The organism is Chryseolinea sp. T2, assembly GCF_037203685.1.
In the GTDB taxonomy this organism is placed as follows: Bacteria; Bacteroidota; Bacteroidia; order Cytophagales; family Cyclobacteriaceae; genus Chryseolinea.
In genome coordinates, this window is record NZ_JBBCAU010000002.1 from 773,311 (window position 1) to 786,409 (window position 13,099).

12 protein-coding genes are annotated in these 13,099 nt (G+C 46.8%); 11 read left to right on the top strand and 1 reads right to left on the bottom strand.

The genetic code is table 11. The features are described 5' to 3' along the window. Nucleotides 1–18 precede the first annotated feature (18 nt). The 10 genes from WBG78_RS08050 (at nt 19) to WBG78_RS08095 (ending at nt 11,309) form a co-directional block, all read left to right on the top strand. Nucleotides 19–366 carry a lipocalin-like domain-containing protein gene (locus tag WBG78_RS08050; RefSeq protein WP_337325888.1) on the top strand — a complete coding sequence of 116 codons (348 nt, stop codon included), beginning with the start codon at nt 19–21 and terminating at the stop codon, nt 364–366. Between the two features lie 9 nt (nt 367–375). Further along, nucleotides 376–2,829: a mechanosensitive ion channel family protein gene (locus WBG78_RS08055; RefSeq protein ID WP_337325889.1), complete on the top strand. Its 2,454-nt coding sequence runs from the start codon at nt 376–378 to the stop codon at nt 2,827–2,829. A gap of 71 nt (nt 2,830–2,900) precedes the next feature. Continuing rightward, a complete protein-coding gene (locus WBG78_RS08060) occupies nt 2,901–5,162 on the top strand; it encodes a patatin-like phospholipase family protein (RefSeq protein ID WP_337325890.1) in 2,262 nt (753 codons plus the stop codon). Between the two features lie 586 nt (nt 5,163–5,748). After that, nucleotides 5,749–6,213: a YHS domain-containing (seleno)protein gene (locus WBG78_RS08065; RefSeq protein WP_337325891.1), complete on the top strand. Its 465-nt coding sequence runs from the start codon at nt 5,749–5,751 to the stop codon at nt 6,211–6,213. Further along, nucleotides 6,210–6,836: a sigma-70 family RNA polymerase sigma factor gene (locus tag WBG78_RS08070; RefSeq protein ID WP_337325892.1), complete on the top strand. Its 627-nt coding sequence runs from the start codon at nt 6,210–6,212 to the stop codon at nt 6,834–6,836. Before WBG78_RS08065 ends, WBG78_RS08070 begins: the two co-directional genes overlap by 4 nt. Further along, nucleotides 6,833–7,081 carry a hypothetical protein gene (locus WBG78_RS08075; protein WP_337325893.1) on the top strand — a complete coding sequence of 83 codons (249 nt, stop codon included), beginning with the start codon at nt 6,833–6,835 and terminating at the stop codon, nt 7,079–7,081. The genes WBG78_RS08070 and WBG78_RS08075 overlap by 4 nt, the downstream gene beginning before the upstream one ends. A 95-nt stretch (nt 7,082–7,176) precedes the next feature. Then, the gene (locus WBG78_RS08080; RefSeq protein ID WP_337325894.1) at nt 7,177–7,578 is read left to right on the top strand and encodes a DoxX family protein; all 402 of its coding nucleotides are present in this window, start codon (nt 7,177–7,179) and stop codon (nt 7,576–7,578) included. 93 nt (nt 7,579–7,671) lie between these two features. Beyond that, on the top strand, nt 7,672–9,429 hold the full coding sequence (locus WBG78_RS08085; RefSeq protein ID WP_337325895.1) for a chloride channel protein: 1,758 nt from the start codon (nt 7,672–7,674) through the stop codon (nt 9,427–9,429). Between the two features lie 173 nt (nt 9,430–9,602). Then, nucleotides 9,603–10,316, top strand: coding sequence for a 2OG-Fe(II) oxygenase (locus tag WBG78_RS08090; RefSeq protein WP_337325896.1), 714 nt, complete (start codon nt 9,603–9,605; stop codon nt 10,314–10,316). A gap of 108 nt (nt 10,317–10,424) precedes the next feature. Beyond that, a complete protein-coding gene (locus tag WBG78_RS08095) occupies nt 10,425–11,309 on the top strand; it encodes a helix-turn-helix domain-containing protein (protein ID WP_337325897.1) in 885 nt (294 codons plus the stop codon). A 101-nt stretch (nt 11,310–11,410) separates the two neighbouring features. On the opposite strand, the gene WBG78_RS08100 is transcribed toward WBG78_RS08095, so the two are convergent. Next, a complete protein-coding gene (locus WBG78_RS08100; RefSeq protein ID WP_337325898.1) occupies nt 11,411–11,710 on the bottom strand; it encodes a DUF983 domain-containing protein in 300 nt (99 codons plus the stop codon). A 489-nt stretch (nt 11,711–12,199) separates the two neighbouring features. Between WBG78_RS08100 and WBG78_RS08105 the strand changes: the two genes are divergently transcribed. Further along, a complete protein-coding gene (locus tag WBG78_RS08105; RefSeq protein ID WP_337325899.1) occupies nt 12,200–12,940 on the top strand; it encodes an NIPSNAP family protein in 741 nt (246 codons plus the stop codon). The last annotated feature ends 159 nt before the right edge of the window (nt 12,941–13,099 follow it).

The window sequence follows — 13,099 nt, forward strand, 5'->3', positions numbered from 1 at the left end:
CTTGAAAAGAAAAACACCATGAAACTGACCCTCATCATCTTCATGTGCGCTATTGCTATCTCCGCTCAGGCACAAACGGCAAACGAACTTATCGGTAAATGGAAGCTGGTTAAGCAGACCAAAAAGGGAGTGGTAAAAGAACCCGAAAATACTTACCAGATTTTCAGAGAAGGCGGTCAGTTCGAAGGTATCGCTGAGGGTAAAACAGGAAAGGGCAAGTGGACGCTTTCAGAGGACAACAAAGAACTTAAAGTTAAGATCGGTATTGCCACTGCAAAGTTCAAGGTAGAATACTTTGATGCGCAAAAACGAGTGATCAGCAACGATCAGCTCGGCACGCTGGAGTATGAAAAAGTACCCGAATGACCTCGGAGTATGTTAAGCCCGTCTATCATTTGTTATTTACGATCTGTCGCTTTAGGCCTTTTGCTGCCACTAACGGTCTACTCGCAGGCTAATCCGTCGTCCAAACCAGGTGATAGTAGTTATGTTTCACGGGTGCTCAGGGAGGCTGAGCTGCATTCCCGGAGGAACGTTGACGAGTTTATTCGCGAGCGCCTGCTTCTCAGACAGCAGCGACACTTTGAAAGGATACGGCACACCCTTGAGGATACAAGAAGTTTTCTTCGAGAAGGTGTTGATACAGTTTCAATTCGCGTCAGGCTTGAGCAGTATGAATCATGGGACTCATTGCTTGAGGCAGAGATGCCGGGTAGCCCACCCGGTAGTAAGACCTTCCGAAATCTGGTCACGCTCTCGAGGGTGTGGGAAGGTTTAAATGAACGCGTTGCTGTTACAGGAGAAACAGTACGCCGTCTTAATGAAGAGATCGATGGAATGAAATATCACCTCGATTCACTGAGGAGTGATTCAATCCTGTTGACTTTTCCGACAGGTGACTCCGCGGCGGTTGCTGCCCATGCAGGAAAATTAGAACTCCTTGCTGCAACTGTCTTGCCCGTGGATTCAGCGCTTTCACAAGTATCGCTTCGTGTACAGGAACTACGTAACCGGACTAATCTCCTGCAGGCTGCGGTTTCGTCTCATCTGATTCGCGTGCTGAACAGAGAAGAGTTATTATCAGGTGAGACTTGGACAAAGGAAGTCCCATTTCTTTGGGAGACTTTCGGAGATCATCACCCATCGCATAACACGTTCGCTTACTCATCGGCACGCGCCGTGCTGGCATTGAAATTCTATCTGCGTAACCATGCGGGAGCGCTGGCGATATTGTTTGCGGCCATCGTGATATCGTCTGTCTTCCTCCGTGCGTTAAGAAGAATACTCGAAGAAGAGCATCTCTTGCATGAACCATTGACCGGACAGCTTGTGCTTCGTTATCCGGTCCTGTCTGCAGTAATATTGTCGGTCAGCGTATTACAGTTTATTTTTCCCGATCCGCCGATGGTGTTCACACTTCTCTGCAACACAATCAGTGCACTCGCACTGACCGCGATATTCCGGCACCTGATCCATCCTAAGTGGATGCGAAACTGGATCCTGTTTCTATTGTTGTTTCTCATTTCCAGTGCAATAAATCTTACGCTTGTCGGTTCGCTGTTTGAGCGTTGGATAATGTTGTTTCTGGCTGTGGCGGGCATCGTCGTGGCAATTAACTCGATCTTCAGTGATCGAAGTCATTTAACGGAAAAACGCCTGATGTATTTTGTGGTCCTGGTGATGATCATGGAGTTGCTCTCCGTTGGAACTAATGCGCTGGGCAGATATAACCTGTCTAAAAACCTGCTGACAACAGGTTACCTGAGTTTAGTAGTTGCTGTCGTATTCTTATGGGTCGTGAGATTTATCAACGAAGGTTTAGAGCTGTCATTTCATGTGTACACGCTGAAAGACAGACAACTTTTTAGCATCAACTTTGAAAAGGTGGGAACGCGTGCTCCCCTGTGGCTTTATGTACTTCTCATTGCAGGATGGCTCATTATGGTGTTTCGGAATTTTTATATCTATCGACTGTTATCCGAACCGTTGGGCGATTTTATACTACAACCGCGCGTAATAGGCGACTACACATTTAGTATCGGAAGTATCCTGACGTTTGTGCTGATCATGTTTGCGGCAGCAGTGATTTCGCGCGTTGTTTCATTCTTTGCTTCGGACCGACCTCAGAGCAAGTCGGAAGGCTCTGGCCTGGGTAGTTTGTTGTTGCTGGTACGCATTGGCATCTTCAGCATCGGGCTTTTCCTTGCCTTTGCCGCCGCTGGAATACCTGTCGATAAAATGACGATCATTCTGGGCGCACTAAGCGTTGGAATAGGTTTCGGATTGCAAACTCTTGTTAATAATCTTGTCAGCGGTCTCATCATCGCTTTTGAACGACCGGTAAACGTCGGCGACATTGTCGAGATCGACGGACAGGAGGGTGTGATGAAAGCAATTGGATTTCGAAGCAGCCGTATATCTACATGGGAAGGTGCCGACGTCATCATGCCCAATGGTGATTTGTTGTCGGGTAAGCTCGTCAACTGGACCGGCGGTGATACGCGACGTCGAATGGATCTTTCTTTGACTGTCGCTTACGGATCCGAACTCACGAAAGTTGAAAGGGTGATTAGGGAGGTGCTGAAAAACGACACTGGTGTTATTGCCTATCCTGAACCTGTGGTGCAGTTCAAGGGCTTTAATGATAATGGTATTGCCGTGCTGATATTGTTCTGGGTAAGCCATTTCAGAGAAAGAGGAGGGACGAGCAGCCGTGTAATTGTAGCGCTGGATGCCGCTTTCCGGTCGAACGGAATTGTTATCCCCGTCCCGCGGCGTGACGTTCGTGTTAAAAATGATGATGCACCGGATCAGTATAACCTTCTCTAGAGGTTAAGGTATACGCTGTGATTGCACCTGGCCATACGATGATTGGCAGACGATAATTAGTGAAGTTTGAAATGCTTTGTAAACGTACCCATTGTTATCTTCTGATCCTCGTCCTTGTGTTGTCATGTGCAGGGCAAAGGTCATTGCTTGCGCAGCATAGGCCGAAAGTAGGTTTGGTGCTAAGTGGGGGAGGTGCTAAAGGCATTGCACACATCGGTATCTTAAAAGCCCTGGAAGAGGCAGGTCTCACGCCAGATTACATCGCAGGTACCAGCATGGGAAGCATCATCGGTGGCATGTACGCCGCTGGCTATAAGGCGGATGAATTACACGACATCATTGCCGACGTGGATTGGGACGCATTGTTGTCGAACAAAGTGCCGATGAATGAAGTGGTGTTTGAAGAAAAGCATTTTGCTAACCGTTATCTGCTGGACTTCTACTTTCAAAAAAACAAGCTGATCATTCCTAAAGGTATTATCGAAGGCGAACGTTTGATTCGCCTCTTCTCCGAACTCACCCGTGGTGTTCATGGGCTGGATTTCGATCAGCTCCCAATTCCATTTGCCTGCGTCGCCACCGATATTGTAAACGGAAAATCGGTCGTGCTGAGAAAGGGATCGCTTGCCATGGCGATGCGCGCAAGCATGTCGATACCTTCGATCTTCACACCTGTCACTATCGACGGAAAACTACTCGTTGATGGTGGCGTTCTGGAAAATCTGCCTGTTAGTACCGTGCTCGAAATGGGTGCCGACATTGTTATTGCCGTAAATGTAAGCCTTGGTCTCGAAGCCGAGGATCAGCTTAATACACCGATATCGATCATCACCCAAACGGCATTTATTACCGCGGCACACGAAGCCGAGCTGGAAGCGAAGAAGGCCAATATACTCATTCAACCCGACCTCACAGGATTCTCTACCGGAAGCTTTAATATGGCAGCTGAAATCCTGGATCGGGGTGACGACGCAGGCAGGAAATACGTTCAACAATTCAAAAGACTTGCTGATTCACTTAACCGTTTTGGTCCTTCCCGTGAGATGGTCCATCCGAAAAGTGAACCAACTTATCAGTTTGCCGAAGTACAGGTCGATGGTGTTGACGATGTCCAGCAAAAGAATTTCATTGCCGGCAAACTGAATATCTCCCCTCAGCGCGCCATCAGCATTACGGAGCTCGAACATCGCTTCGCCACACTGTATGCCACCCGTTACTACCAACGGATCTGGTACGAGATCCTGGGAACTGCAGACCACCGGATACTGCTCGTGCACGCAACAGAAAATCCGCAGACACAATTCAGATTCAGTTATCACTATGATTCTGAAAATAAAGGTGGCATTGTGCTTAACGCCACGATACGCAACAAGCTCCTTCAGCGAAGTCGCCTGATTGCCGAGGCTGATCTTGCAACGTTCCCTCGTGTCATGCTGGACTATTTCAAGTATTTGGGAAAGCGGCAAAACTTAGCGGCGCAGATCACGGGTTTTTTTAATGTGAACGAGTTGCCCATCCTCACCGAAAGAGGCGATGAACTTGGTAGTTTTAGCTCGCGATACTACTCGGCAACGGCCAGATTACAGACAGCAACATTTCTAAATGGCACTTTTGGCATTGAAGGCATGCTGACACACCTTTATCTGAAACCAAAGGTAGCTGATGTACCTTATCGCGATATCAATTGGATAAACTATAACCATCTGACGTTTGCTCTGTACTACAAATTTGATAACACCAACGATCGCTATTTTCCCGTGAAGGGCATGCGTGTTGATATTCGCGCGGCGGCCACACCTCGAGCCTATGGCTCGTTTCAATTTGCCGATAGCATTCATGCGGAATTAAAAGATCTCGGCGACGCTTTTTACTCCGATGACATATATTCTGCAGCAGCGACCATTGAACCATTCATTCCATTATCACATCGCTTTACAATCCTGTCAAAATTGAGATACAGAATTTCGTCGCTGCCAGACGACGCCATCAATTTCGACAATAAGGATTATATCGGAGGGTTCATTCCTAACCTTATAAACTCGCAGGAGTATTACGGCGCCAAACCGAAGGAGTTTATCGCTGCATCTTATCTGTATGGACGCGTTGGATTGCACTATCAGATATTGAGTAAGTTATTTGCCGGGCTGCATTATAATTTTCTTTCCGCCAATCCAAAAGATGACGAGCCTGTGTTCTCGGGTAAGAATTTTCGCCAGGCCTTTGCCGCGTCTTTAGGATACGCCTCGCCGATCGGGCCTCTGAAGGTGTACCTGGCGAAAGACCCTGACCGAAACTCCTGGGAGGCATCATTGGCGATCGGTTTCTACTATTAACGGACCTTGCCCAAACCGGGAGTTCGGTCATCATAGGTTTGAAAGTGGATCGGCCTAATGCTCTGTTATTCCTGAGTCCGCCGGGCAAGAATCAGGGTCTGCTGGTGCCGCAGTTAACGACCGCTCAACGCTGGCTATGCCGCAGTCGCCTCAGGAAGATGGTCTTTTCTTATTCGATACAACAGATGGTTTCTTTTACTTGCCCCAACTATCCAGGTGTCGTTGCATACACCATTGGCCAGGCAGCGAAGTTGTCGACAATAACGCCTATTCTTATCGAATCGTTATCAAGCTGGACCAGACTAAGGTCGTTGCTGATTCAAATGACGCAACCCACAGGGTCTATGCAGTGAAGGTGAAGTACCTGAAATTGCCCTGAATAGTGTAACACCTAAGATCTGCTGAGTTAACGAATTCGTTGCTATATAAGCAGCGCAGTAATTCTATTTGCATTTAATGATCACCGGTTCGCATTGATGATCACAAATCATGCCGATGACAGGGATTCTTCCAACGCGCCTGTTTTCGATAAAAAAGTTTGAGTAATTCGTAAGGAATTGATTTCGCCTCCGTCTCTAAAGGAAAAATGAAACGAATACTTCCCCTGATATTTCTTCTGATGTGTGAGACATCCTACTCGCAGTCCAAATCTCAAACAGCTCAATGGAACGTCGATCCCAAAAGCCACCTGGCACTGTCGGGCTATGATCCGGTGGCTTATTTTAAAGACGCCAAAGCGGTGAAAGGCCAGGCCTCCATTGCAGCGGAGTATGAAGGAGTACGATATCAGTTTGCCTCGGCGGCACACAAAGAACTGTTTCAAAAGTCTCCGGCACTGTTCGAACCTCAATATGGCGGATGGTGTGCTTATGCCATGGGTGCAAAAGGAGAGAAGGTTGAAATCGACCCTGAAACTTTCAAAATACTGGACGGCAAACTGTACCTTTTTTACAACAGGTTCTTCAACAATACGCTTGACACGTGGAATAAGAATGAAGCGGAACTCAAAGCAAATGCCGACAAAAACTGGGTTAAATTAACCAATCAGTGATTCTTGTTTCTGACAGCACCAATCGATATCTTATTCGTTCAATGAGTTCGATGTTGTCAAACGCCGAAAAGGAGGATCAGTTCAGGACCTGGGTAAGAGACTATTCGGACATGTTGTTCAGTCATGCAGTGATACGCGGGTTTGATCGCAGTAGTGCAAGAGATCTGGTACAGGATACGTTCTTTTCAGCCTGGAAAAACATGGATGGATTTGAGGGCAAAGCATCCGCTAAGAACTGGTTGTTTGTGATCCTCAAGAACAAGATAACAGATTCGTACCGTAGGGCAGCCGCTCATGTCAATACATTCATTTCTGAGTACGATACGCATTTCGACGATGCTGACCATTGGGCAAAGGGGGCTTATCCTAAAGAGCTAACGATCGATCCCGCGGATTCGTCGGACGCGGTGGAGCTAAACAAAGTTCTGGAGGGATGTTCGGCAAAGTTGAACAGGGTTCAAAAGGCAGTGTTCTTCATGAAATATATGGACGATCTGGAGAGCGACGATATCTGCATGCAATTGTCTATCACTTCCAATAACTACTGGACGATACTTCATCGTGCCAAGGTTCAGCTGAGGGCATGCCTGGAAAAGCATTGGTATATCTTGAAAGGCGTATGAAGCGCATATCGTGCAAAGAAGCAGTTGAGTTGATTCTGAAGAAAGAGGAGGGTAGGATAACATTCTTTCAGCGGATCAGTTTGTCTCGTCACCTGCTGATCTGCAGTCTCTGTCGTATCTTTTCATTACAGAATAGTCACATAAATAGTGCGATGAGCAGGAAGGGTGCTGACCAACTCACATTATCCGCTGAAGACAAGGAGAAGATCATTCGAAAGGTGCTGGACGACGATGGCGTAAAATGAAGATAGGGAAGAGATGAGGCGTAAGGCGAAATATTATTGAATGAAGCTGTAAGGTCATGTCCCTTTGTTCGTCATAAGGGCAAACACAATTCAATATGTCAAACATCAAAGTAATCCTTAGTTGGCTGCTGCGTCTGACGGCGGCATTTATTATGGTTCAAAGTCTGTTCTTCAAATTCTCCGGAGCCGAGGAGTCGGTCTACATATTTTCAAAGCTTGGAATGGAGCCCTGGGGAAGAATTGGGACGGGAGTAGCTGAGTTAATTGCTTCTGTATTGCTGATCATACCGCGTACCACATGGCTCGGTGCAGCTCTTGGGCTCGGAACGATAAGTGGTGCAATCTTCTTCCACCTCACCAGCCTTGGGATCGAAGTGATGAATGATGGAGGGCAACTGTTTATCTATGCGCTGATCACAGCGGCCTGCTGCCTCATCTTATTGCTGATGGAGCGGGAGAAAGTTCAGACCGTTATTCATTCAACATTTTCAAGATGAATTTTAACTAAAGTTATCCTGCAGCGGCGCGCGGAACGAGTGCGAAGTCACTACCCGGATTAAGTAGTATGATTGTTGATACTATCCAAACACATGCAACTCATTCATCGGCCACTTCTCCTGCTTAAGAGCCGCCTGTCGGATAAGAATTTTCTTATTGCAAGCAGCATCCTTGTGGGATTAACTTCAGGCCTGCTGGCAGTTGTATTGAAGTACGCGGTCCACCTGATGGGACGCTTGCCGTCAATTGCAAAGGGCTCTGACGAATTCGCGATTGTCGCAGTATTCCCCTTTGTGGGCATCATACTGGCAATTTATTTCACACGTCGCTATTTGAAAGGGTACTTAAATAAGGGCAGTGCTGCGATCGTCTATGCCATTCTCAAGAAATCGAGTTTGATCAGATTCACGGAATGTTACGGTCACCTGGCCACAAGCGCTCTAACGGTTGGGTTAGGCGGCTCTCTCGGATTGGAGTCTCCAATGGTAAGTACGGGATCGGCAATCGGTTCAAACTATGCCCGGACATACCAGCTGTCTTACAAAGAACGCACGGTGTTGCTGGGATGTGGAGCGGCGGCAGGAATAGCTGCCGCATTCAATTCGCCCGTTGCAGGAGTTTTATTTGTGATCGAAGTATTGTTAACTGATATATCGGCATCGTCGTTCATACCGTTGATTATTTCAGCCGCATGCGGCGCTCTTGTTTCAAAGATCATTCTTTCCGAGGGAATCACTCTGGCTTTTACTCTTCAACAGCCTTTCAACTACTACAACGTGCCCTTCTATGTCTTGCTTGGGATCGTGTGTGGCCTCGTCTCAATAGTGTATCGGCGAATATTTCATGGTATTGAAGTTCAGTTTGAAACGATAAACAACCGGTGGCTTAAAGCAATTATCGGAGGTCTGATCCTTTTTATGCTCATCATGATATTTCCACCGCTGTTTGGTGAGGGTTATGAAGGAGTAAAGCTGCTGGAGCTTCGTAATCCTGAACGCATGCTCCACGGTAGCCTGCTAGCTGGCTTCATCAAGTCAGAGCCAGCCATCCTTACATTTGTCGGCCTGCTGGTTATCTTTAAAGCTGTTGCGGCCGCCGTAACTCTGAGCAGTGGAGGGAACGGCGGGAGCTTCGCTCCATCACTGGTTATCGGATCTTATCTTGGCTTCCTTTTTTCACGCATTGCCAACCTGACAAAGCTGACAACCTTGCCCGTCAGCAATTTCACCATCGTTGCCATGGCAGGGATACTTAGCGGAATTTTTTATGCACCGTTGACGGCGATATTCCTTATCGCTGAAATCACGGGTGGCTATGGTCTGATCATTCCGTTGATGATCGTGTCGTCCTTAAGTCTGGTAACTGTGCACCTGTTTGAACCTCTTTCGATGGAGGGTAAGAAATTGTCCACGTTGTTAAAGCTTACCGTTGAGACGAAAGACAAACTCTTATTAAGCCGAATCGATCTGCATGAGCTTGTCGAGACGACTTTCGCCCCTGTAGATGTGAACGCATCATTGAAGGATCTCGTTAGCCAGATTGCGTCATCTTCGAGGAACATGTTTCCGGTTATTGATGATGATCACAAGCTTGTAGGACTGATTTACCTTGACCAGATCAGGCGTATTATGTTCGACCAGTCGAAATATGAGACAACCACCGTACGGCAGCTTATGGTGAAACCTCCTGCCATTGTCGAATTAAATGACAACATCTACGAAGTGCTGTCCAGGTTTGAATCGACGGGCCAATGGAACCTTCCTGTTATTGACAACGGCAGGTATATGGGTTTTCTCTCAAAGTCGACAATTCTGTCGCGATACCGGAAGGAATTAATGGATGTTTCCTGACTCTAAAGATTGTATGGCTACTTGGAGAGATCCAGATTTGGTCTCGGTTGCTGACTATAGCAGTTCGCTCGTCTAAACGGCAAGCGGTCTGATTTAGCACTGACTTGATAAAAGCGCAAGTTTCGGTTCTCCCTGTGCCAACCCGTCTGCTAATTTACCTCAAAATTCAACTAGTGGAAAGCATAGAATTGCGCTTAGCTTCCAGGGACTGGAATGCGACCAGGGAAAAACTACATGATGTCGGTTTCGTAATTGTTCCCGATGTTTTGAACAAACAGCAATGCGATGCATTGATCGCGGAGTACGATGCTGATAACACGTATAGGAAGACAATCAGCATGGAACGCTATCGTTTTGGAAAAGGTGAATATAAATACTTTCAATATCCTTTGCCCACGCTGATTGCTACACTGAGGGAAAAAGTCTATGCCGAGATTAGTCCGGTAGCCAATCAGTGGATGAAGGAACTGAATGTTGATACACGATTCCCTGCCACACATCAACTGATGAGGCGTCGATGTGAAGACCATGGACAATTGAAACCTACTGTTCTTATTCTCAAGTACGGTGAGGGTGGCTTCAATACTTTGCACCAGGATCTTTACGGTGAAGTATATTTCCCGATGCAAATGGTCTTTATGCTTGACCAGGTAAATGAGGACTATAAGGGTGGTGAGTTTGTGATCACAGAGCAAATACCGAGAGCTCAGTCTAAGGCAAATGTCCTAACGCCTGACCGCGGCGACATGATTATTTTCTCTACCAACTTCCGGCCGGTCAAAGGAAGCAAGGGGTACTATCGCGTCAGTATGAAGCATGGTGTGAGTCCACTTCACTCGGGTAACAGGCACAGTCTCGGGATCATCTTTCATGACGCCCTCAGTTGATCCTGCTTTTGACTCGGTGTGCGCTGGACAGCATTGAGATGTCAGCAATTTTGGGCGTGACTTGATTCAGTATTGTTAACTTTGACGATTAACTTGCTGCATCTGGAAATGAGTAAGAAGACCACCTCAAAGTCGATTGAAAAAAATCTCCCCGTGTTCGAACTACATGCCTTTAGCGAAAAGGCAACGTGGTCTGAGTTTTATATTGAGAATGTCAGGGACCATGTTAAGGAACATGCCTTTGTGGAGAAGCCGCACAAACATGATTTTTACCTCATTCTTTTTGTCGAGAAGGGGAGAGGTACTCATACAATAGACTTTGTACAATATCCGATTGAGGCTGGCAGCATCTTTCTGATGACACCAGGGCAAGTGCATTCATGGACAATGTCGCCTGATACGCGGGGGTGGGTGATCTTCTTCACCAGAGAATTTTATGAGATGCACCTCAGTCAAAACAGCCTGTTAGAGTTTCCTTTCTATCATTCACTCGTCCCGACACCTGTTGTCAGGCCCGGGAAAGGTGATGCCTTTAAGTTTGCAGTGCGCCAATTATACGATCAATACAAGGCTTCGAGTAAGCCAAACACGAGGATCCTAAGGGCATATCTTGAGATCTTTTTGCTTGAGGCGGCGAGGTACTATAACGACTCACGCCAGACTACAACTCATACGCTATCATTTAAGATAAGGAAACTGGAACAATTGATCGAGGAGAATTTTTTAACCTTAAAACAGCCCTCAGATTACGGAGAGCTGATGAATCTTGCACCGGCGTACCTGAACAGCATATGTAAGGATGCACTTGGCAGGACTTTATCGGACCTGATTCAGGGAAGGCTCGCACTGGAGGCGAAGCGCATGTTTGCTTATTCGGATAAGAACGTTAACGAAGTTGCTGAAGCCCTCAACTTCAAGGATGCATCTTATTTTGTTCGATGGTTTAAGAAACAAAATGGAAGCACGCCTGAAGAATTCAGGAAGACAATTTAGGAAACAAGTCTGATGAAATTTTGGAAGCACCGTAATAGCATTGACGAAATAATGCGTGAAGCACCTGGTATCCGCTGGCAGGCGACAATGTTATGCCTGACCTAGTGTTGGGGAATCGCCTCAGCTTTGGCTTCAGTTGGTCCCTGGTATCGGATAAAGATATAGATCCACAATACCCTCGAAAGCCGGAAAGTAACAGGCAATAAGCCGATCACCAATGCAGCAGTGCCTCCGATCATCAGAGAATCAGGTATGTTATCCATCAGGGTAAGCAACGCTACCCATAGAGCAATGAAATAGCCAGCATTTAATGCGTAGCTGATAAACATTGCTCCGAAGTAGTACGCGGGTTCCGGCTCAAATGACTGTCCGCAGCAGGAGCAACGTTCATTCATTTTCATGAAGCGGCCGGTGTATAGTGTATGCCCGGGGAACATTCTTCCCTCACGGCATTTGGGACATCTCATGCTCATTATGCCGCTAATTGCTGATCTTTCTTTCATGGCAATTATTGAATCTTGTATTTTGATGCTGCCTGCAACCGCACCCAGTTTGCCCTATATGACGCCTGACCGTTTGCCGGCCGGGTTGCTTCATCTTTCGGTTTCATAAACCTAACAGTTAAAAGCCGCACAATTTCCGGACGGATTAATGATTAAACAGGACTAAACAGGGATTCTGACGCTCGCCCAGGCGGCCTTTATTTAGTGAGCAGCGCAGGACCTCAATTGGGCAATTTGGTCCGGCAGCTGAAACGGACCGGCGGCCGTTCATTACGTGAACAGTTGTCGAAGTCTCCAGAACGAACTACCTTATGACGTTCTTAAGCATTTAACGTTCCTAAGCATTTAACTGTAGCTTCCGTCAAAGCCACCTTTTCAAACACACCTATGAAATCATTACTCGCCCTGTCAATGTTGTTTTGTGCGTTAACCTTGTCGGCCCAAAAGGTTGACAAACGCTATTTTGAACTCCGTATTTATTACACGTATCCGGGTCGGATGGATGCGCTGCTGAGTCGCTTTGAAAATCACACGACAAAGATCTTTGAAAAGCATGGTATGGAGAATATCGGATACTGGCTGCCGGTAGAGGGCAATCAGGAAGTGCTGTATTATATTCTGGCGTATCCGAACAAGGAAGCTCGTGACAAGTCATGGACCGCGTTTTCATCTGATCCTGAATGGAAACAGGTGCAGGCGAAATCAGAAGAAAGCGGCAAGATTGTCGACTCCGTTGCTTCTGTGTTCATGAATGCTTCGGACATCATGCCGAAGATCAAACCAGGATCAGGCAAGAACAGGGTGTTTGAGTTAAGGACCTACACGTGTTTGCCAGGTCGCTTGCCGAATCTGATCACACGATTCAAGGATCATACGGTGAAGCTTTTTGAGAAGCATGGTATGGAGAATATCGTTTACTTCACTACCGTTGAAAAGGATGGATCTCAGCCTAAGTTGGTATATCTCCTCGCTCACAAGAGTAAGGACGATGCTAAGAAATCCTGGGACGCCTTCCGAAGTGATCCGGTTTGGGTGGAGGCAAGAGATGCATCTGAGAAAGACGGAAAGATTGTTGAGAAGGTTGAGTCGGTTTATCTTACTCCGACGGGATTCTCGAAGATCAAGTAAGCAGGGCCGAGGAAATTAAGAATTAAGAGTTAGGAATTAAGAATTAAGCTGTCGGCCTTTGGCCGCCAATGACACGACCAAAGGTCGTGGTGGCTAATTCTTAATTCTTAATTTCTCATCATCACGGGCGATTACCGTCCTCGCCAGCACCGCTGCGTT

Bases quoted from the DNA above. Each gene is read 5' to 3' on its own strand.
- WBG78_RS08095 (WP_337325897.1), top strand. From the start codon at position 10,425: ATGAGTAAGAAGACCACCTCAAAGTCGATTGAAAAAAATCTCCCCGTG.
- WBG78_RS08105 (WP_337325899.1), top strand. From the start codon at position 12,200: ATGAAATCATTACTCGCCCTGTCAATGTTGTTTTGTGCGTTAACCTTG.
- WBG78_RS08050 (WP_337325888.1), top strand. From the start codon at position 19: ATGAAACTGACCCTCATCATCTTCATGTGCGCTATTGCTATCTCCGCT.
- WBG78_RS08065 (WP_337325891.1), top strand. From the start codon at position 5,749: ATGAAACGAATACTTCCCCTGATATTTCTTCTGATGTGTGAGACATCC.
- WBG78_RS08060 (WP_337325890.1), top strand. From the start codon at position 2,901: ATGCTTTGTAAACGTACCCATTGTTATCTTCTGATCCTCGTCCTTGTG.
- WBG78_RS08075 (WP_337325893.1), top strand. From the start codon at position 6,833: ATGAAGCGCATATCGTGCAAAGAAGCAGTTGAGTTGATTCTGAAGAAA.
- WBG78_RS08100 (WP_337325898.1), bottom strand. From the start codon at position 11,710: ATGAAAATGAATGAACGTTGCTCCTGCTGCGGACAGTCATTTGAGCCG.
- WBG78_RS08080 (WP_337325894.1), top strand. From the start codon at position 7,177: ATGTCAAACATCAAAGTAATCCTTAGTTGGCTGCTGCGTCTGACGGCG.
- WBG78_RS08085 (WP_337325895.1), top strand. From the start codon at position 7,672: ATGCAACTCATTCATCGGCCACTTCTCCTGCTTAAGAGCCGCCTGTCG.
- WBG78_RS08055 (WP_337325889.1), top strand. From the start codon at position 376: ATGTTAAGCCCGTCTATCATTTGTTATTTACGATCTGTCGCTTTAGGC.